Genomic DNA, 19,304 nt, shown 5'->3' on the forward strand with positions numbered 1-19,304 from the left:
TAATGAAGGAGAGTATACCAGACCAGGGCTCGCTTGAGCGCTGGTTTTTATTTTGTCTAAAAGGGGAGGAGAGACTGGTGATCCAGCCTGACCGGCAAACCTACCTGGAACTGGCCCGGAGGGTCCCCTATGTTCCCGTCTGGGCCGAAGTCCTGGCCGATACCGAAACTCCCATATCCCTGTACTTAAGATTGGCCAACAAACCGGACAGCTTTTTGCTGGAAAGTGTTGAGGGCGGGGAGAGGCTGGGCCGCTACTCCCTGATCGGCTTTGATCCCATTCTAACTTTTACAATCCGGGCCGGGAAGGCATATTTAACTGCCCGGGGACAAACTGAGCTCCTCCTAGAAAAGCCGGTGGCGGCTTTACGCCGGTTAATGGCGCAATTATCCCTGCCGCCGGTTGTTGGGCCCCGTTTCTGCGGGGGATTGGTAGGTTACCTGGGTTACGACCTGGCCCGGGAAATAGAGAGCTTACCCGGCCACGCCGTGGATGACCTGCAACTGCCGGATACTTATCTAACCCTCCACCGGGTGTTTCTCATCTATGACCACGTCCTGCGAACAGTACGGGTGGCCTGCCTGGGCCGGGGCGGGGAAGAGGCGGCAGCAGGTTATGAAGAAGCCGTAACCGCAGTCCGGCGCCTCTTGCAGGCTTTTGATAGGCCTGCAAGAACGTGCCGGCAGGACGGTATCCCCCCCTTTACTGCCGGACCCTGGCAGGCCAATGTAACCCGGCGGGAATTTATCCAGGGAGTAGAAAAAGCCAAAGAATATATCGCTGCTGGGGATATCTTCCAGGTCGTCCTCTCCCAGCGCTTGAGCCTGCCCTTTGCCGGCGATACCCTGGCAGTTTACCGGCGCCTGCGCGCCCTTAATCCTTCCCCCTATATGTTTTACCTGAACTTGCCGGAAGTAAAACTGGTGGGGGCCTCCCCGGAAATGCTGGTCAGGGTAGAAGGTGGGAAGATTGACTACAGTCCCATTGCCGGTACCCGGCCCCGGGGCCGCACTCCCCGGGAGGACCAGGAGTTAACCCGGGAGCTCCTGGCCAGTGAAAAGGAGCGGGCCGAGCATCTAATGCTCCTGGACCTGGGGCGCAATGACATCGGCCGGGTGGCAGCTCCCGGAAGCATCCAGGTACCCCGGCAGATGGTAGTTGAATATTATTCCCACGTCATGCACCTGGTATCCAGTATTACCGCCCGCCTGGCGCCGGGCAAGGACGCCCTGGACGCTTTACTCGCCTGTTTCCCGGCGGGTACGGTAACCGGGGCCCCGAAGGTGCGGGCCATGGAGATCATTGCCGAACTGGAGCCGACGGCGCGGGGACCTTATGCCGGTGCCGTGGGGTATCTCGGCCTCCACGGCAACCTTGATACCTGCATCGCCATCCGGACCATTACTTTTACCCGGGGGCAGGCCTTTGTCCAGGCCGGTGCCGGTATAGTTGCCGATTCCGACCCGGCGGGTGAATATGAAGAAACCTTGAATAAAGCCCGGGCTTTGCTCCAGGTTCTTAATACCAGGGGGGAAGAGAATTATGCTGCTAATGATCGATAACTACGACTCCTTTACCTATAACCTGGTCCAGTATTTCCTGGAACTGGGACAGGAGGTGGTGGTCCGGCGTAATGACGCCATTACCCTGGAAGAAATTGCCGCCCTGCAGCCTGATTACCTGGTCCTTTCTCCCGGTCCCTGCACGCCCAATGAAGCGGGTATCTCCCTGGCGGCCGTAACCGCTTTTGCCGGGAAAATCCCCATCCTGGGGGTTTGCCTGGGGCACCAGAGCATAGCCCAGGCTTTCGGCGGCCGGGTGGTACGGGCCGGGAGGCTGATGCACGGCAAGACCTCAACTATTACCCACGACGGTAAAACTATTTATCGCAACCTGCCCAATCCTTTCACTGCCACCCGTTATCATTCCCTGATAGTTGAAGAAGAGACCCTGCCGGGCTGCCTGGAAGTCACGGCGCGCAGCGAGACCGGTGAATTGATGGGCTTGCGCCACCGCCACCTGGCGGTAGAAGGGGTCCAGTTCCACCCGGAATCCATCCTGACAGCGGTGGGCAAGGAATTGCTGCAAAATTTTTTAGAAGTATATGCTAAGCAAGCCTTCATGGAAGCTGGCACCCTTCCGCCTAAAGGCTTAAGTGTAAGTGAAACAAACGAATATAAAGCCAGCTAAACTATCTTTTGCGAGGGGAGAGGAGCAGAGTGTTAAAGTCCCTAATTGGCCAGGTTGTAGCTGGCCAGGATTTAAGTGAGACCGAAGCTGAGCAAGCAATGGATATCATCATGACAGGCGAGGCCACCCCGGCCCAGATAGCTGCCTTCCTTACCGCCCTGCGCCTGAAGGGCGAAACGGTAGAAGAAATCACCGGCTTTGCCCGGAGCATGCGCCGCCGGGCGGCCGGCCTCACCACCCGCCACCAGGTATTTATTGACACCTGCGGGACCGGCGGTGACGGCCGCCATACTTTTAACATTTCCACCACGGCTGCCTTCGTTATTGCCGGCGCCGGGGTGGCCGTAGCCAAACACGGCAATCGTTCCGTATCCAGCCGCTGCGGCAGCGCCGATGTGCTGGAAGCCCTGGGAATCAAGGTTGACCTGCCGCCGGCAGCCGTAGCCCGCTGCCTGGATGAGGTGGGCATGGCCTTCCTTTTTGCCCCGGTATTCCACGGTGCCATGAAGTATGCCGCCGGCCCGCGCCGGGAAATCGGCATCCGAACCGTTTTTAACCTCCTTGGTCCCCTGACCAACCCGGCCGGTGCCCCCTGCCAGCTGGTAGGCGTCTATGATCCTTCTTTAACGGAAACAGTAGCCGCTGTCCTGGGGCGGCTGGGGAGCCGCCGGGCCTACGTGGTCCACGGCAGCGACGGCCTGGACGAAGTCACCACCACCGGACCTACGAAAATAACCTGCCTGGATCACGGTAGCCTCAGCACTTATACCTTTTATCCTGAGGATGCCGGCCTGCCCCGGGCCGGCTTAGAAGACCTGGCCGGGGGGACGGCAGCCGATAATGCTGCCATTACCCGCTCCGTACTGAAGGGCGAAAAGGGCCCGGCCCGGGACGTAGTTCTCCTCAATGCCGCCTTTGGCCTCCTGGCCGCGGGTGTAGAAAATTCCCTCACGGCAGCCCTGGCTACAGCTGCAACGAGTATCGATTCCGGCGCCGCCATGGCCAAACTACAGGATATGACGGCCTGGATAGAAAGCTGGGCTGCCTGATGCTGGCGGAGATTCTGACCCATAAACGCCGGGAAGTGGCGGTTGCCAGGGAGCAAAGGCCCCTGGCCCAACTGGAAAGGGAGGTAAAAAATTTACCCTTGACCAGGGATTTTAGCGCCGCCCTGCGGCGCCGGGGGGCCGGCCTGAACCTAATTGCCGAATTAAAGCAGGCTTCGCCTTCCCGGGGCCTGATCCGGGCCGCCTTTGACCCGGAGGAGCAAGCCCGGCTTTATACAGCTGCCGGGGCGGCAGCCATTTCCGTATTAACAGACTGGCGTTTCTTCAAGGGTAAGCCGGAGTACCTGTCCCGGGTGCGGCAGGTAACCTCCCTGCCTCTACTCCGCAAGGATTTTATTGTTGACCCCTACCAGATTTATGAAGCCCGGGCTTTAGGTGCCGATGCTGTGCTGCTAATTGTCGCCGCCCTGGAGCCGGCAGAACTGCAGGAATACCTGGCCCTGGCGGATAAGCTTAAGCTGGGAGCCCTGGTAGAAGTCCATACGGAGGCAGAAGTTGAAGTGGCCCTCCAGGCCGGCGCCGGGATTATCGGCATCAATAACCGGGATTTACGGACCTTTAAAGTCGACCTGCATACCACCCTTGCTTTGCGACCGCTGATTCCCCCGGGGCCCGTAGTGGTCAGCGAAAGCGGGATCATGAGCCGGGCCGATGCGGCCCTGGTAGCCGGGGCCGGCGTTGATGCCATCCTGGTGGGGGAAGCCCTGATGACAGCAAGAGATGTAAGTGCAAAAATCGCCGAGTTGAGGTATCCTAAAGCATAACAGGAGTGGCGTTAATGGTCAGGGTAAAAATTTGCGGCATCCGGAGCTATGAAGAAGCCCGGCTGGTCCTGGACGCCGGCGTCGATACCCTGGGTTTTGTCTTTGCCAGGAGTCCCCGGCAAGTAAACCCGGAAACCGCCCGGGAGATAATAATGAAGCTGCCACCCTTTACCACGACGGTAGGCGTTTTCGTGAATGAGCCCCGCTACAGCCTTATGGAAATAGCCTCCTTCTGCCGCCTGGATGTCCTCCAGCTCCATGGTGATGAGCCGCCGGAATACTGCCACGGGCTTTCCCAGCGGGTCATTAAAGCCTTCCGGGTACGGGATGCCAGCTTTATCCAGGCCATGGACTCTTACCCGGAGGTACAGGGCTTCCTCCTGGATGCTTACGTCCCGGGGGTTGCCGGCGGCAGCGGCCGGACCTTTAACTGGGAACTGGCCAAAGATGCTGTGGCCCGGGGCCGGCCTATCATCCTGGCCGGGGGCCTGACACCCGAGAACGTTAGCACCGCCATCCGTACCGTGCGGCCCTATGCCGTCGATGTGGCCAGCGGCGTGGAAACAAACGGCCGCAAGGATCCGGTCAAAATAGTTTCTTTTCTCCGGGCTGTGAGGGAAGCTGAAGAGCAGGTCAGCCGTCCAGCCACCGCATCACCCCTAGCGAAGAGGTGAAAATACTGATACGGAGGTAAAAGCAATATGGCATTACCAGACAGCCGGGGGCATTTTGGTCCCTACGGCGGGCGCTTCGTACCCGAAACCCTCATGCCGGCCCTGAGCGAAATCGAAAAGGCATACCGGGAGGCCAGGGAGGATCCCTCCTTTCAAAGGGAATTAAAATATTACCTTGAGCAGTACGCCGGCCGGCCGACACCTCTATATTTCGCAGCCAATCTCACCAGGCACCTGGGCGGGGCCCGGATTTACCTGAAGCGCGAGGATCTCAACCATACCGGTTCCCACAAGCTGAATAACGCCCTGGGCCAGGCTTTGCTCGCCCGGCGCATGGGCAAAAAACGCCTTATTGCCGAAACCGGTGCCGGCCAGCACGGGGTGGCCACAGCCACCGTGGCCGCCCTCCTGGGAATGGAATGCGAAATTTACATGGGGGAAGAAGATACCCGCCGCCAGGCCTTGAATGTCTTCCGCATGGAACTCCTGGGGGCCAGGGTAATCCCCGTGGCAGCCGGCAGCCGAACTTTAAAGGATGCCGTTAATGAAGCCCTGCGGGACTGGGTTACCAATGTCAGGACCACCTATTATCTAATCGGTTCAGTTGTTGGTCCCCACCCCTACCCCATGATGGTCCGGGACTTCCAGGCCGTCATCGGTGAAGAAACGCGGCAGCAGGTCCTGGAGGCTTCAGGCCGCCTGCCAGACCACCTCATTGCCTGTGTTGGTGGGGGCAGCAACGCCATGGGCATCTTTTATCCCTTTATCCAGGACACCGGTGTCAAGCTGTGGGGCGCCGAGGCGGCTGGCCGTGGGTTAAATACCGGCCGGCATGCAGCCTCGTTAACTGCCGGTAAGCCAGGCGTCTTCCAGGGAGCTTACAGCTATATCGTCCAGGACGAAAACGGCCAGATCAAGCCGGTATACTCGCTCTCAGCCGGCCTCGATTATCCCGGCGTAGGACCGGAGCATAGCTACCTTAAAGACAGCGGCCGGGCCACCTATGTGGCCATTACTGACGCCGAGGCACTGGAGGCCTTTCAACTGCTGAGCCGTACCGAAGGCATCATCCCGGCCCTGGAGAGTGCCCATGCCGTGGCCCTGGCCATGAAAGTGGCCCCCGGGTTATCACAGGAGGAAATTATCGTTGTTAATCTTTCCGGCCGCGGCGATAAGGACGTCCAGCAGGTGGAGGCTGTGCTCCAGGAGGGAGGAAAAAACCATGGGTGTTGAAAGGATCGGCGCGACCTTTGCCGCCCGGGAAAAGGAAGGGCGCAAGGCCTTAATCGTCTACCTCTGTGCCGGGGATCCTTCCCTGGAGGTGACCGCGGCGGCCGTTGAGGAACTGGCGGCAGCCGGGGTTGATATCATTGAACTGGGGGTACCCTTCTCCGATCCCGTGGCCGATGGCCCGGTCATCCAGGCCGCCAGCACCCGCGCCCTGGCCGGGGGGACGAATTTAAGGAAGATCCTGGACCTGGTAAAGGATTTGCGCTCCCGGGTGAGCCTGCCCCTGGTCCTCATGAGCTACTACAACCCCCTCCTCCAGTACGGCCTGGCAGCGCTAGCTGCCGACCTGGCCGCGGCCGGGGTAGACGGCCTGATCGTTCCCGACCTGCCCTTGGAAGAAAGCGCCCCTTTGCGGGAAAAATTAGCAGCGGTGAAACTAGCGGCCATTCCCTTGGTGGCGCCGACGACGCCGGCAGAACGCCTGCAGCAAATTGCCGCGGCAGCGCAGGGCTTTATCTACTGCGTTTCCCTGACCGGGGTAACCGGGGCCAGGGAAAGCCTGCCCCCCGGGATTGCGGCGTATCTCGCCAGGGTGCGGGAGACAACGGACCTCCCCCTGGGGGTAGGATTCGGCATCAGCCATCCTGAGCAAGCCAGGCTCCTGGCTCCCCTCTGCGACGGCATCATCGTCGGCAGCGCCATCGTGCGGGAACTCCATGAGGGAGGCCTGCCGGCAGCCGTCAAACTCGTTCAAAATCTACGCCAGGCTATATAAAAATGATAAAAGGCCCCTTGCCAGGAGGGGGGCGTTGTGCTATATTCTAAATTGTAGTATGGTAGGGCACCCTCAAGGCTTACTTAAAATGGTAGTGCGGCAGGACGGCAGGAGAGATGGAAGCCTAAAAACGTCACTCCTGGCGGGGGTGACGTTTTGCTTTTGCAGGGGGGTTAAAAATGATCATTATCATGGAGCCCGGAGCAACTTTAGAGGAACAGCAGGCGGTGATAGCGCGCCTGGAACGGGAGGGTTTTAAGGTGCACCTTTCCCGGGGAGTAGAACGGACAATAATCGGTGCTATTGGTGATAAGACACGTCTGAAGTCTGAAACCCTGGCCGCCCTGCCCGGGGTGGAAAAGGTGGTGCCCATTTTACAGCCATACAAGCTGGCCGGCCGGGACTTTCACCCCGAGGACACCGTGGTACCTGTAGGGGATTTGACCGTCGGCGGCCGCCATGTGCAGATTATCGCCGGACCCTGCGCGGTGGAGAGCCGGGAGCAGCTCCTGGAAACCGCCATGGCCGTCCGGGAAGCCGGGGCGACCATGCTGCGGGGGGGCGCTTATAAACCCCGCAGCTCACCTTACTCCTTCCAGGGCCTGGCCGCCAAAGGCCTGGAGTTCCTGGCCGAAGCCCGGGAAGTTACCGGTTTGCCCGTGGTGACGGAGATCATGGACCCGGCCTTGGTCACTGAAATTGCGCAGGTTGCCGATGTACTGCAAATCGGTTCCCGGAACATGCAAAACTTCGCCCTGCTCCAGGCCGTGGGCCGCACCCAAAAGCCGGTGCTTTTGAAACGCGGCCTCTCGGCGACGATTGAGGAATGGCTCCTGGCCGCCGAATACATCCTGGCCGAAGGTAATGACCGGGTTATCTTATGCGAGCGCGGTATCCGTACTTTTGAGACCTACACCCGCAATACCCTGGACTTGAGCGCCGTACCGGCAGTAAAGCATTTATCCCACCTGCCGGTCATCGTCGATCCCAGCCACGGGACCGGGCGCAAGTTTATGGTCGCGCCCATGGCCAGGGCCGCCCTGGCTGCCGGCGCCGACGGCTTAATGATCGAGGTGCACCCCAACCCCCAGGAAGCCCTCTCCGACGGTCCCCAGTCCCTGATACCGGAGCAATTTGCCCGCCTGGTACAGGAAATCCGGCCCATTATCGCTGCCGGCGAGCGGGAACTGGGGCGCCTGGTATCATGAAGGCAATAGCTTACCTGGGGCCCCCCGGGACTTTTTCCCATGAGGCGGCAGTTGCCTGGGCGCGCCGGGTAGATTGTAACTGGCAGGCAGGGGTAGATCCTTTTCTGGCCTGCCTGAGCCTCCCGGAAGTCCTGGCCGCAGTCCAAAACCACCAGGCAGGAGCAGGGATTTTACCGGTGGAAAACTCCATCGAAGGCGCGGTGAACCTCACCCTGGACCTGATCCTGGAGGAAGAAGGCCTTAAGGTAATCGGCGAAGTAGTATTGCCGGTCTGCCACTGCCTATTGAGCCGGGCAAAAGAAATGACGGCCATCCGGGAAGTCTGGTCCCACCCCCAGGCCCTGGCCCAGTGCCGCCATTACCTGGCCGCTTACCTCCCCGGAGCTAAACTTAAAGCGGTTACCAGTACGGCCGAGGCCGCCAGGGAGGCCCGCCAGAGGCCGGAACTGGCGGCCATCGCTTCGGCCTTTGCCGCCAGGCTTTACCAGCTACCGGTACTGGCCAGCTGCATCCAGGACTACCAGGATAACAAGACGCGTTTCTGGGTCCTGGGCCGGGAGGCACCGTCCCTCCCCGGACCTTACAAGACCTCCCTGGTGGTGGCGGCCCTGGCCAACCGGCCGGGGAGCCTTTATGCCATTTTAAAGGACTTTGCGGAAGCCGGCATTAATTTGACCCGCATTGAATCCCGCCCGACCAAGAAGGAGCTGGGGGAATACCTTTTCTTTATTGACTGCGAGGGTGAGGCGACGGGTTCACCGCTAAAAGAAGTGCTGGCAGGCCTGAAAGCCAGGACGGGTTTATTAAAAATCCTGGGTTCTTATTCCCAGGACAGGGGGGAAACCGCTTGCAGCTAGACCGGGATCCGGTTCCGGTAGCACCTCCGGCCGGGAAAATAAGCGGCAATAAAGGGGCCGGTCCCCTGGTTGAAAGGATGGCCATTATCGGCCTGGGTCTGATTGGCGGTTCCCTGGGCCTGGCCCTGCTGCAGGGAGGGCTGGCCCGGGAAGTGGCGGGCTATGACCGGGAGGAGAAGGCCATCCAGGCGGCCATGCAAATTGGTGCCATCAACAGCCCGGCTTCCTGCCCGGAGGAAGCGGTCGCCGGGGCTGAGGTAGTAATTCTGGCCGTACCGGTAGGGACCTTAAGCCAGGTGGCCGGGGCCATCGCCCCGGCCCTGGCGCCGGGGACCATTGTTACCGATACCGGCAGCGTTAAAGGAGCCGTTGTCCGGGAACTGGAAGGTATCTTCCAGCCCCGGGCCAATTATGTCGGCGGCCATCCCATGGCCGGTTCCGAGCGGGCCGGGATCAAGGCCGCCGACCGTTATCTCCTGGAAAATGCGGTCTATGTTTTGACGCCAACACCGGCCACCGATGCCGGGGCCTTGCAACGCCTGGAAGAGCTGTTCCGGGTGATGGGAGCAAGGGTTATAACCATGGACCCGGAGGAGCACGACCTGGTAGTGGCCGGGATCAGCCATTTACCCCATCTCTTAGCTGTCAGCCTAATGCAAACTGCCGGCGAACTGGCCCGGGAACATCCTCTAGCTTTGATGCTGGCTGCCGGCGGTTTCCGGGATACAACCCGCATCGCTGCGGGCGACCCGGTCATGTGGCGGGATATTTTTCTCCACAACCGCACGGCAATTCTTACTTTGTTAAAATGCTGGCGCGGCCAGGTGGAAGCCCTGGAGGGGATGATTGCCCGGGGTGATGTAGAGGACCTGCAGGCCGCTTTACAGCAGGCCCGCTCTTTAAGGGCCCAGGTGCCGGCGCGGCAAAAGGGCCTGCTGCCCGCCCTCCATGAGCTGGTGGTGACCGTCCCCGACCGGCCAGGGGTCATTGGTGCCATGGCTACGGCCCTGGGTAATGCCGGTATTAATATTATCGACATCGAAATCCTCCGGGTACGGGAAGGTGAAGGGGGCAGCATCCGCCTTGGCTTTACCACAGCCGCCGCTGCCTCAAAAGCCCTGGAAATATTACAAAGCAAAGGGATTAATGCCCGGGTGTTGTAAAACGGCTTGACACCGGTAGATATTCCTGGTAGTTTGGAAGGGGAAACAGGAGGCAAAGCATGCATCTTATTGTGAAGCCGCCACCGTTTCTGGCAGGGAGTTTAAGACCGCCGGGGGATAAATCGATTTCCCACCGGGCGGCCATCATCGGGGCTCTCGCCGAAGGGACAACGGTCATCGAGGGATTCCTGGAAGGAGCCGACTGCCTCAGCACTTTAAGATGTCTTAAGGAATTGGGAGTAGATATCGAGGGCCCCCACGAAGGCCGGGTAGTTGTCCGCGGTAAAGGGATGGGTTCCTTGCAAGAACCGGAAGCGATCCTCGATGCTGGTAATTCGGGTACCACCATGCGCCTCCTCCTGGGGGTGCTGGCCGGGCAGCCCTTTTACAGCGTCATTACCGGCGACGCCTCCCTGCGCCGGCGGCCCATGGGCCGGGTGACCCGGCCCCTCGCCGCCATGGGGGCCAGAATCTGGGGACGCCAGGGCGGGGAACTGGCTCCCTTAAGTATCCGGGGCGGCAACCTGCAGCCCCTTACCTACACCATGCCGGTGGCAAGTGCCCAGGTAAAATCGGCCCTGCTCCTGGCCGGTCTTTATGCCCCGGGGGAAACGGTTATTATTGAGCCGTGCCGTTCACGGGATCACAGCGAGCGCCTGCTCAAAGCAGCCGGGGCTGCTATCAAGGTCGAAGGGCTGGCTGTCAGGATCGCCGGCCAGACCCCCTTGCGGCCATTAAACGTCAGCATCCCGGGGGATATTTCGGCAGCGGCTTTTTTCCTGGTTGCCGGTTGTATCCATCCCCGGGCCACAATCACCCTGAAAAATGTAAACTTAAACCCTACCCGCACCGGCATCCTGGACATACTGGCGGCCATGGGGGGGCAAATAACGGTAACGCCCCGGGGCGAGAGCGGCGGCGAGCCGGCCGGTGATATCCAGGTAACTTCCAGCAGCCTCCGGGGGGTGGAGATGGGCGGCGAACTCATTCCCCGCCTCATTGATGAAATACCGGTCCTGGCAGTGGCGGCCGCCCTGGCCGCAGGGGAAACGGTAATCCGCGACGCGGCCGAACTGCGGGTGAAGGAGAGCGACCGCATCACCATGGTGGCCCGCGAGCTGGAAAGAATGGGCGCCAGTATCCAGGCACGCCCCGACGGATTCCTGATTAGAGGGGTTAAAGGTGGCCGCCTCCAGGGAACGGTAGTGGACAGCCACGGCGACCACCGCCTGGGAATGGCCCTGGCGGTAGCCGCCCTGGTGGCCGAAGGGCCAACGGTAATCAAGGGTGCTGAATGTATGGCCATTTCTTACCCCCGTTTTGCCGACGACCTGGCCCGGCTGGGGGTAGAAGTCAGGGTAGAAGAGTGATGAATAAATTGCACGGCAACATAGCCATCGACGGCCCGGCCGGGGCGGGTAAAAGTACAGCAGCCAGGCTCCTGGCACAAAAACTGGGTTATCTATACATTGACAGCGGGGCTATGTACCGGGCCCTGACCTGGAAGGCCTTACACCAGGGAATAGACCTGGCCGACGAACGGCAACTGGTTGCCCTGGCAGAGGCAACTACTATTAGGCTGGAAAATACGGCTGCCGGCACGGTAAAGGTTTATTGCGATAACGAGGAAATTACTGCGGCCATCCGGCAGGAAACTGTTTCCCACCATGTGTCTACCGTCGCCCGGGTCCCTGGGGTGCGGCGGCGGCTGGTGGAGCTACAGCGGCAGATGGCTGCCTCCAACCGGGTGGTAATGGACGGCCGCGATATCGGGACCAATGTTCTGCCGGAAGCGCCCTACAAGTTTTTCCTGACGGCTTCCCTGGAAGAAAGGGCGCGGCGGCGTTACCAGGAACTCATAGCTTCTGGCCGGCCGGTAGACCTGGAAACTATAAAGGAAGAAATCCGCCGGCGGGATGCCCAGGATAGCCAGCGTGAAGTTGACCCCTTGCAGCCGGCGCCCGACGCCGTCATCATTGATACCACCAATATGAAAGTGGAAGAAGTAGTGGCTAAATTGCTGGAACTAATTCAGGCCCATCATGGGGTTAATACCCCCGCCGGCGAACCATCATGAAAATTTGCCTGCGGAACCTGGAGCCTGTTCATGGGCAAGCGGCAGGCGACGAGCAGCGGTCCGAACCGCTTCGTAGTCCTGCCGGTCGCGGCGCAGGGACATATAATCCCCAGAAGGTACCATTGGCAGTACCCTATTTTCGGAGGAGTCCTCCAGGTGTTTTACCAGTTCGCTAAGTTTGCCTGTTATCTCTTCTTGCGTTTCTTCTGCCGTTGGGAAGTTCAGGGACGGGAAAACTTCCCCCTTGAGGGACCGGTTATTGTCATTGCTAATCATATTTCCTACCTGGACCCGGTGGCAGTCGGCGTAGCTGCCCCCCGGATGGTGCGCTTTATGGCCAAGGAAGAACTTTTCCATATTCCCGTAGTTAACTGGATTATCAAGGGGCTGCACGCCTTCCCCGTCCGCCGGGGGCGTTCCGACCGGGCGGCCTTAAAAGCAGCCCTGGAGGTCCTCCATGACGGCCAGGTCCTCGGCATGTTTCCCGAAGGCACCCGCAGCAAGGACGGCCGGCTGCTCCCTTTCCAGCATGGCGCCGCCCTGCTGGCCTTGAAAACCGGTGCCCCCTTACTGCCGGTGGCTATAAAAAATACCAATAGAGTCTTTCGTGGCGGCAGGATTAAAGTGATTATCGGCCAGCCTTTAAAATTTAAGACTACAGGTCCAAGTACACCCCAGCAGGTCCAGGACCTGACGGCTGCCGCTTACCAGGCAATAGCCAAAATGCTGGCTTAAGGCCAGCTTTTTTTAATGGCAGGCAGGATTTTGCGCCTTTTTCGCGAAATGTAAATAATGTTTGGCTGGAATTAGCAAACTAAATTTTAGCCCTGATCCAGGAGAAGAGCTTTAGTGGATGTGATTGTGGCTGATTATGCAGGCTTTTGTTTTGGCGTCGCGCGGGCCGTAAAACAAGCCAAGGAGGCTCCCAAACCGGTCGCCTCGCTGGGTGCACTGGTCCACAACCGGCAGGTAGTGGAACAGCTGGCCAGGGAAGGTGTCCACCCCGTAAATTCCTTGGAAGAAGTAGATAGCGGCCGGGTATTAATTCGTTCCCACGGCGTGACGCCGGAAATTTTAGCCGCGGCCCGGGAAAAGGGCCTGGAGATTATCGACGCTACCTGCCCCTACGTAGCCCGGGCCCAGCGTTTGGCCAGGAAACTGGCTGGTGAGGGTTACCAGGTAATAATTGTAGGTGATCCTGGACACCCCGAGGTTAAAGGGTTGCTCGGCTGGGCCGGTCCAGGGGCAGTAGTAGTTCCCCATAAAGAAGCAGCAGCAAACCTGCCATTTCACCCCCGGAGGGCGGTTTTAGCCCAGACCACCCAGCCGGTGGAGAGGCTGGAGGAAGTTGCCGCTGTTTTGCGTTCCAATACGGATACTCTGGTAGTACACAATACCGTTTGCCAGGCTACCCGCCAGCGCCAGGAAGCAGCAGTTAACCTTGCGCGCCAGGTAGACGTAATGGTGGTAGTCGGCGGTAAGGAGAGTGCCAATACCCGCCACCTGGCAGAACTCTGCCGGGCTACGGGGACGCCGACCTACCACGTGGAAAGGGCCGGGGAGTTGTGTCGCCAGTGGTTTATAAATGCCCGGAGGGTCGGGGTCACAGGTGGCGCTTCGACCCCAGCGTGGATTATTGAGGAGGTAGTAGTAATGCTGGCTGAACAGGAAAAGGTAATGGTTCCAGAAGACGAAAAGGAACCGGTAAAGGCACCGGAAGGGGCTAATCTTGCACCGGCCGGGGAAAATAACGAAGTTGAGGTGAAACCGGAAGCCTGTCCTGACGTTACAACTGCAGAGGCAGAGGATACCGCGGTAGCAGCAGGAGCCGTAGCCGGCCCGGCAGAACCGGCAATTGAGGAAACTGCCGCTCCCGGAGAACAGCAAGAAGAACAGAAAAATGAAATGCAACAAATGGAAGCTAAAATGCCTGAACTGCGCCGGGGCAGTATTGTCACGGGTACAGTAGTCCAGGTCAACGATAATGAGGTCCTGGTGGATGTAGGGGGTAAGTGCGAGGGGATTATTCCTTTAAATGAACTCTCGCACCGTAATATAAGCGACCCCCGTGAAGTAGTAGCCGTAGGCGATACCATCAATGTCATGGTTTTAAAGCCCGAAAACGAGGAAGGCCATCCCGTTTTATCCAAGCGCCGCGCCGACCGCCGGGCTGCCTGGGAGAAGCTGGAGGAATACCTGGCCAGCGGCGCTGAACTCCAGGGCGAAGTTATCGAAGTAGTTAAAGGCGGCCTGCTGGTTGATGTGGGCGTGAGGGGTTTCGTCCCCGCTTCCCTCATAGAAAGGGGTTACGTTGAAGATTTAAACGCCTACTTGGGTAAAACTTTACGCCTGCGGGTTATCGAACTGGACCGCAGCAAGAATAAAGTTGTCCTTTCCCAGAAGGCCATCCTGGAAGAAGAGTATGAAAAACAACGCCAGGCTACCTGGGACAGCCTGGAGGTAGGCCAGGTCCGTAAAGGCGTAGTCCGGCGGCTGACCAACTTTGGCGCCTTTGTCGACTTGGGCGGTGTTGATGGCCTCCTCCATGTCTCAGAAATTTCCTGGGGCCGGGTGGAACATCCCAGGGATGCCCTGGCGGAAGGCCAGGAAATCGAAGTAAAAATCCTGGGTATCGATAGGGAAGAAGGCAAAGTTTCCCTGGGTCGCAAACAACTCCTGCCCAATCCGTGGGATACGGCTGCCGAGCGTTACCCGGTGGGGACGGTTGTAGAAGGTAAAGTTTTGCGCCTGGCCCCCTTTGGCGCCTTTGTGGAAGTCGAACCGGGTATTGAGGGCCTGGTGCATATCTCCCAGCTGGCCGACCGTCACGTGGAAAAACCCGAGGATGTGGTGAACGCAGGGGAGGTCATCCCGGTTAAAGTCCTAGGGGTAGACCAGGAAGCCCATCGCATGAGCCTGAGTCTCCGCCAGGCTCTCCGGGACAAGGCTAAAAAGCAGCCCAAACAAGTAGAAAAACCCCAGGAAAACCAGGAAGAAATTGGTGTTAAACTGGGTGACCTGTTTGGAGAGCTTTTTGAAGAGGCAAAATGAAACGCGAGGCGTAAGGGGATGCCAGAGATTATCCCGGGGAGGGGCCAGCGCAAGCTGGAGCACCTGCGTTTCTTCCAGCAAGAGGGTTACGGCACCAGCGGCCTGGAGGATGTCCATTTAATCCACCAGGCCCTGCCGGAACTCGACTGGACGGATATTGATCTTAGCTGCCGGTGGCTGGGGAAAACCCTGGCCGCCCCTTTTATTATTAACGCCCTTACGGGCGGCCCTCCCGAAACAAAGGCCATTAACGCCGCCCTGGCCAGGGTGGCCCGGCGAACTGGTATTGCCCTGGCCGTTGGTTCCCAGAAGGCAGCCATAGAAAATAAAGCCTGGGTGGAAAGTTTCGCCATTACCCGCTGGGAAAATCCGGAAGGCTTAATCCTGGCCAATCTAGGAGCTGGTAATTCCCCGGACGCTGCCCGGGAAGCGGTAGCCATGATCGCTGCCGACGGTTTACAGGTACACCTCAATGCAGCCCAGGAACTGGTCATGCCGGAGGGCGACCGTTCCTTCCGGGGCTGGTTGGAGAATATCCAGGCCATGGTAAACTCCCTGGACGTACCCGTTATTGCTAAAGAAGTAGGCTTTGGCCTGTCCAGGGAAGCAGCTTTACAGCTATATCATGCTGGCGTCCGTATCCTGGATGTCGGCGGCCGCGGCGGGACTGATTTTGCCGCTATTGAAAACAAACGCCGGGCCCGCCAGGTTACGGCCCTGGCCCAGTGGGGCCTGCCCACGGCGGTAAGTATCCTGGAAGTTAAGGAACTGGGCCTGCCGGTGGAGATTGTGGCCACCGGCGGTATCCGGAGTGCCCTGGATGCGGCCCGGGCCCTGGCCCTGGGGGCGAAAATTGTAGGCGCAGCCGGGCATTTCTTAAAAATTCTCCTGGACCAGGGCGAAGAGGCCGTGGCGCAGGAGATTTTCAGCTGGCAGGAAGATTTAAAACGCATTTGCCTTTTAACTGGTTGCGCCACCCCAGCGGAACTGGCATCTAAACCACTGGTCATTACGGGGCGGACAAAAGCCTGGCTGGAAGGTATCCAGCGCCGGTAGGGAGCAGGCATTATCTCTGGGTACTAAACACTCTGTGGACCTTCTGAGCAGTGCGGGGCCTATTCAACAACCAGATCCACCGTCCATTATTGACGGTGGATTTTTTATCTCCCGGCCGGTCGCGGTATATTTCTTACCTGACGGGGAAATCTAACCCTGGAAGGTGATTAATCATGACGGGATATACCATTGGTGTTTTACTTTTAGTCATTGTCTTTGGCCTGGTCTATTTTGGCCTGGCCCACCGGGTCCTGGACCGCCTTTATTTAAGCGACCGGGCTGCTCTGGCCCTCATTGTCGCTATGATTGTCGGGAGCTTTATCAATATCCCTATAACTAGCGGGCGAGTAGTTACTTCTGTTAATGTCGGGGGTGGCCTGATACCCTTTGGCCTGGCCATCTACGTCTTGTACCGGGCCGGAACCGCACGGGAAGTAGGGCGAGCTTTGCTGGGGGCAGTAATTACCGCTGCCGTACTTTTTGGCATCAGCCTCGTTACCCGGGGCCGGGAAGCCTGGAATGTTTCCGGCCTTAGCCTCCTGGACCCCCTTTACTATTATCCCCTCATCGCCGGTGTAGTCGCCTACCTGGTGGGCCGCTCCCGCCGGGCAGCCTTTGTTGGTGCCATTCTGGGAGTGCTACTGCTGGATGTCGTCGACCTTTTTTTCTACCTGAGCCGGGGGTTAAGGGGTACGGTAGCCTTCGGTGGGGCTGGCATTATTGATGTTACCTTTATGGCCGCCGTTGTGGCCGTGCTCCTGGCCGAGTTAATCGGTGAAGTGCGGGAAAGGGTCCAGGGTGGCCCGGAAACGACCGGCCATTCCCGTTCCTTACTGTCCAGCTTACAGGGACCATCATTAAAACCTTTAACAGCTAACAAACCTGATACAAAGGATAACGGTGGTGAACAGGGTGAATAAATTAAGCCGGTCCCATAGTTTGCGGAGTGGATTAATCCTACTGGTCTTTGCCTTAGCCCTGGTGGGTGCCCTTACCTTCCAGGAAAACCGGCTGGGAGCTGTCACCAGGGTCTTTAGCCTGGCCAACTTAATAAGTAAAACTCATACCGAAGGCCAGTATTCTATTTTAGTTGACGAACAGGGCCGGGTCCTGGATATGATGGCCCGCCGGGTTTACCTTAACGATGAGTTTATTGCCGCCGACAACCGCCGTTATAAGGTAATTCGCGTGGAAGGCAACAAAGCTATCTGCCGGGAAATAGGCATTGAGCAACTTTCCCAGGGGGAAGGAGAGGTTGATGTTGTGGCCGGGGCAACTGTCCCGGTTCAGGCCGGAGGCAGCCAGGTAATTGGCATTTACCATTCCCATGATGATGAATCCTATGTACCCAGCCAGGGTACAGAGAGTGTACCCGGCCGCGGCGGTATCCTGCAGGTTGGTACGGCCTTTGCCAACCGCCTGCGCAGCCTGGGCTTAACTGTAATAGAAGACCAGACTTCCCATGCTCCCCATGATGACGCGTCCTACCGGCGCTCCCGCCGTACAGCCATGGGTTTACTGCAAAAGGGAGCGGCAGCCATCTTTGATATACACCGGGACGGCGTACCTGACCCCACCTTTTACCGCCGCACCATTAATGGCCAGGATGTAAGTATGATCCGTATGGTCGTCGGCCGGGAGAATCAGAATATGAGTGCCAACCTGGATTTTGCCAAGCGGCTTAAGGCTGCAGCAGATGCCAGATACCCGGGCTTGATCAGGGGGATTTTCATCGGTACCGGCAGCTATAACCAGGACCTTTCACCCCGGGCCATGCTCCTGGAAGTCGGTACCCATACCAACACCCTGCCTGAAGCCGAACAGGGGGCAACTCTCTTTGCCGACGTCGTGCCGCCTGTCCTGGGGGTTGCGGCCCGGCCCACGGCCGCCCGGACTCCCAGCACTGCCGCCGACTGGAAGGGTGTCCTTTTTGTCATCCTGGCTTTCGCCCTTGGCGGCGGCGCCTTCCTGATTATTTCTAGCGGCAGTTGGGAAAAAGCGGTGGCCCGACTTAAGCAGTTTACTTCGATAGAGTGGGTCAATTTACTGGGCTGGCGGCGGTCAAGGCGGCCTTTGCTGACCAGGAAAGCCGGACAGGGACCCGGCAACCAGAAGGAAATGGTGAAGCTGGACAAGAAACCTGCTGCGGAGTCAACGCCCAATGATGAACGGGCCGACTGGCAAAAGGACTAAAATGTTAGTTATCTACCATTGTTTTGGTGGCTCCCATTCTTCGGTTACGGCAGCAGCCATTCACCTGGGGCTATTGCCCCGCAACAGGTTACCTACGGCAGCGGAACTCCTGGCCCTGCCGTATTTTGATGGCCGCAGCCGGGGGGAAGAGGGTGAACTGAAATTTATGGGTACCGATGTTTATGGTAATAAGGTATACGCCGCCGGTAAAAAAAACCTGGGCAGCAGGTTCGAAACTCTACTTTATGACCTGGCCGCCGCCCTGGGGGTACCGCGGCAAGAAATTTTGCTTCTCAATACGTCCCCGCTGGTAAATCTATTAATGCGGCTGGGCGGTTTTACTTCGCGCCGTATCGGCCTGACTGCTCCAGGACGTCCGGTGGTAATCTGGGGCACCAGGAGCGCCTTTTTCCAGCTGGTCGATTTTGTCTCCCGGAACCGCCATTTATGGGAAGGCCATTAGAGTGATTATCATTTACGCCTGTTTTAGCGGTACCCATGCTGCCGTAATTGCCGCTGCCCTCCATTTAAACTGGCTCAACCCGGAACAACTACCGGCCTGGCAACAAGTAAAAAAATTACCCCATTTTGATGTCCCCGAAGGGGAGGGTGGCCTGCGCTATATGGGCCACACGCAAGCAGGCCATGCCGTCTATACTGCTGCCGTCGGCCATGACGGCGCGACAGCCCGGCGGGCCGTAGAGACTTTCCTGGTGGCCCTGGGCCGGAACCAGGGTGAGGTGCTATGGATAGACGTTTCCCACCAAGTTTCCTTTTTATGGTGGGCGGGCGCTTTTTGCCGGCGTTATTCCCGCCTGGCCTGGTTGGGACGGCTGCTGCTGCAATGGAGCGTGGGGAGAGATTACCCCGTCCTGGTTAACCTGGTTAAGGAGGCTCTCCAGCAAGAGCTTAACGTCGTTAAACACGGCAACCCTAACCAGCAGCCAGGCGTAAAACCCCGGCCCCAGGTAAAAACTTGACGGCCGGGGTAAAATATTG

The 19,304-nt window shown here is 58.6% G+C and carries 19 protein-coding genes; all 19 read left to right on the forward strand.

The window, feature by feature from the left end:
* The first annotated feature begins 77 nt into the window (after positions 1–77).
* The 19 genes from trpE (at position 78) to MOMUL_RS04070 (ending at position 19,285) form a co-directional block, all read left to right on the forward strand.
* On the forward strand, positions 78–1,562 hold the full coding sequence (gene trpE, locus MOMUL_RS03980) for an anthranilate synthase component I (protein WP_062281822.1): 1,485 nt from the start codon (positions 78–80) through the stop codon (positions 1,560–1,562).
* A complete protein-coding gene (gene pabA / locus MOMUL_RS03985; RefSeq protein ID WP_236712973.1) occupies positions 1,543–2,190 on the forward strand; it encodes an aminodeoxychorismate/anthranilate synthase component II in 648 nt (215 codons plus the stop codon). The genes trpE and pabA overlap by 20 nt, the downstream gene beginning before the upstream one ends.
* A gap of 29 nt (positions 2,191–2,219) precedes the next feature.
* Positions 2,220–3,239: an anthranilate phosphoribosyltransferase gene (gene trpD / locus MOMUL_RS03990; protein WP_062281824.1), complete on the forward strand. Its 1,020-nt coding sequence runs from the start codon at positions 2,220–2,222 to the stop codon at positions 3,237–3,239.
* Positions 3,239–4,021: an indole-3-glycerol phosphate synthase TrpC gene (gene trpC, locus MOMUL_RS03995; protein WP_062281826.1), complete on the forward strand. Its 783-nt coding sequence runs from the start codon at positions 3,239–3,241 to the stop codon at positions 4,019–4,021. Before trpD ends, trpC begins: the two co-directional genes overlap by 1 nt.
* A 14-nt stretch (positions 4,022–4,035) precedes the next feature.
* Positions 4,036–4,695, forward strand: a complete 660-nt coding sequence (locus MOMUL_RS04000) for a phosphoribosylanthranilate isomerase (protein WP_062281827.1) — start codon at positions 4,036–4,038, stop codon at positions 4,693–4,695.
* Between the two features lie 27 nt (positions 4,696–4,722).
* Positions 4,723–5,928, forward strand: a complete 1,206-nt coding sequence (gene trpB, locus MOMUL_RS04005) for a tryptophan synthase subunit beta (protein WP_062281829.1) — start codon at positions 4,723–4,725, stop codon at positions 5,926–5,928.
* Positions 5,918–6,700, forward strand: coding sequence for a tryptophan synthase subunit alpha (gene trpA, locus MOMUL_RS04010; RefSeq protein ID WP_062281831.1), 783 nt, complete (start codon positions 5,918–5,920; stop codon positions 6,698–6,700). The genes trpB and trpA overlap by 11 nt, the downstream gene beginning before the upstream one ends.
* A 179-nt stretch (positions 6,701–6,879) precedes the next feature.
* Positions 6,880–7,908, forward strand: a complete 1,029-nt coding sequence (gene aroF / locus MOMUL_RS04015) for a 3-deoxy-7-phosphoheptulonate synthase (RefSeq protein ID WP_062281833.1) — start codon at positions 6,880–6,882, stop codon at positions 7,906–7,908.
* A complete protein-coding gene (gene pheA / locus MOMUL_RS04020) occupies positions 7,905–8,765 on the forward strand; it encodes a prephenate dehydratase (protein WP_062281835.1) in 861 nt (286 codons plus the stop codon). Before aroF ends, pheA begins: the two co-directional genes overlap by 4 nt.
* Positions 8,756–9,928: a prephenate dehydrogenase gene (locus tag MOMUL_RS04025; protein ID WP_201786459.1), complete on the forward strand. Its 1,173-nt coding sequence runs from the start codon at positions 8,756–8,758 to the stop codon at positions 9,926–9,928. Before pheA ends, MOMUL_RS04025 begins: the two co-directional genes overlap by 10 nt.
* A 59-nt stretch (positions 9,929–9,987) precedes the next feature.
* Entirely contained in the window at positions 9,988–11,298 is a 1,311-nt protein-coding gene (gene aroA, locus MOMUL_RS04030; protein WP_062281838.1) for a 3-phosphoshikimate 1-carboxyvinyltransferase, read from the forward strand.
* Positions 11,298–12,005: a (d)CMP kinase gene (cmk, locus tag MOMUL_RS04035; RefSeq protein WP_062281840.1), complete on the forward strand. Its 708-nt coding sequence runs from the start codon at positions 11,298–11,300 to the stop codon at positions 12,003–12,005. The genes aroA and cmk overlap by 1 nt, the downstream gene beginning before the upstream one ends.
* Positions 12,006–12,161: 156 nt before the next feature.
* Positions 12,162–12,740, forward strand: a complete 579-nt coding sequence (locus tag MOMUL_RS04040; protein ID WP_062281843.1) for a lysophospholipid acyltransferase family protein — start codon at positions 12,162–12,164, stop codon at positions 12,738–12,740.
* Positions 12,741–12,854: 114 nt separating this feature from the next.
* Entirely contained in the window at positions 12,855–15,056 is a 2,202-nt protein-coding gene (locus MOMUL_RS04045) for a bifunctional 4-hydroxy-3-methylbut-2-enyl diphosphate reductase/30S ribosomal protein S1 (RefSeq protein WP_062281846.1), read from the forward strand.
* Positions 15,057–15,074: 18 nt separating this feature from the next.
* The gene (gene fni, locus MOMUL_RS04050) at positions 15,075–16,112 is read left to right on the forward strand and encodes a type 2 isopentenyl-diphosphate Delta-isomerase (protein ID WP_062281850.1); all 1,038 of its coding nucleotides are present in this window, start codon (positions 15,075–15,077) and stop codon (positions 16,110–16,112) included.
* Between the two features lie 173 nt (positions 16,113–16,285).
* Positions 16,286–17,032, forward strand: coding sequence for a DUF1614 domain-containing protein (locus tag MOMUL_RS04055; protein WP_062281853.1), 747 nt, complete (start codon positions 16,286–16,288; stop codon positions 17,030–17,032).
* Entirely contained in the window at positions 17,025–18,305 is a 1,281-nt protein-coding gene (gene spoIIP / locus MOMUL_RS04060; protein WP_062281855.1) for a stage II sporulation protein P, read from the forward strand. Before MOMUL_RS04055 ends, spoIIP begins: the two co-directional genes overlap by 8 nt.
* Before the next feature lies 1 nt (position 18,306).
* Positions 18,307–18,768: a DUF3189 family protein gene (locus MOMUL_RS04065; RefSeq protein ID WP_064774324.1), complete on the forward strand. Its 462-nt coding sequence runs from the start codon at positions 18,307–18,309 to the stop codon at positions 18,766–18,768.
* A 1-nt stretch (position 18,769) separates the two neighbouring features.
* Positions 18,770–19,285: a DUF3189 family protein gene (locus tag MOMUL_RS04070; protein WP_062281858.1), complete on the forward strand. Its 516-nt coding sequence runs from the start codon at positions 18,770–18,772 to the stop codon at positions 19,283–19,285.
* The last annotated feature ends 19 nt before the right edge of the window (positions 19,286–19,304 follow it).

This window comes from Moorella mulderi DSM 14980, from assembly GCF_001594015.1.
Lineage (GTDB): Bacteria > Bacillota > DSM-521 > Neomoorellales > Neomoorellaceae > Neomoorella > Neomoorella mulderi.

Bases quoted from the DNA above. Each gene is read 5' to 3' on its own strand.
- pheA (WP_062281835.1), top strand. From the start codon at position 7,905: ATGAAGGCAATAGCTTACCTGGGGCCCCCCGGGACTTTTTCCCATGAG.
- trpC (WP_062281826.1), top strand. From the start codon at position 3,239: ATGCTGGCGGAGATTCTGACCCATAAACGCCGGGAAGTGGCGGTTGCC.
- trpA (WP_062281831.1), top strand. From the start codon at position 5,918: ATGGGTGTTGAAAGGATCGGCGCGACCTTTGCCGCCCGGGAAAAGGAA.
- aroF (WP_062281833.1), top strand. From the start codon at position 6,880: ATGATCATTATCATGGAGCCCGGAGCAACTTTAGAGGAACAGCAGGCG.
- MOMUL_RS04055 (WP_062281853.1), top strand. From the start codon at position 16,286: ATGACGGGATATACCATTGGTGTTTTACTTTTAGTCATTGTCTTTGGC.
- pabA (WP_236712973.1), top strand. From the start codon at position 1,543: ATGCTGCTAATGATCGATAACTACGACTCCTTTACCTATAACCTGGTC.
- cmk (WP_062281840.1), top strand. From the start codon at position 11,298: ATGAATAAATTGCACGGCAACATAGCCATCGACGGCCCGGCCGGGGCG.
- trpB (WP_062281829.1), top strand. From the start codon at position 4,723: ATGGCATTACCAGACAGCCGGGGGCATTTTGGTCCCTACGGCGGGCGC.
- aroA (WP_062281838.1), top strand. From the start codon at position 9,988: ATGCATCTTATTGTGAAGCCGCCACCGTTTCTGGCAGGGAGTTTAAGA.
- MOMUL_RS04065 (WP_064774324.1), top strand. From the start codon at position 18,307: ATGTTAGTTATCTACCATTGTTTTGGTGGCTCCCATTCTTCGGTTACG.
- MOMUL_RS04000 (WP_062281827.1), top strand. From the start codon at position 4,036: ATGGTCAGGGTAAAAATTTGCGGCATCCGGAGCTATGAAGAAGCCCGG.
- fni (WP_062281850.1), top strand. From the start codon at position 15,075: ATGCCAGAGATTATCCCGGGGAGGGGCCAGCGCAAGCTGGAGCACCTG.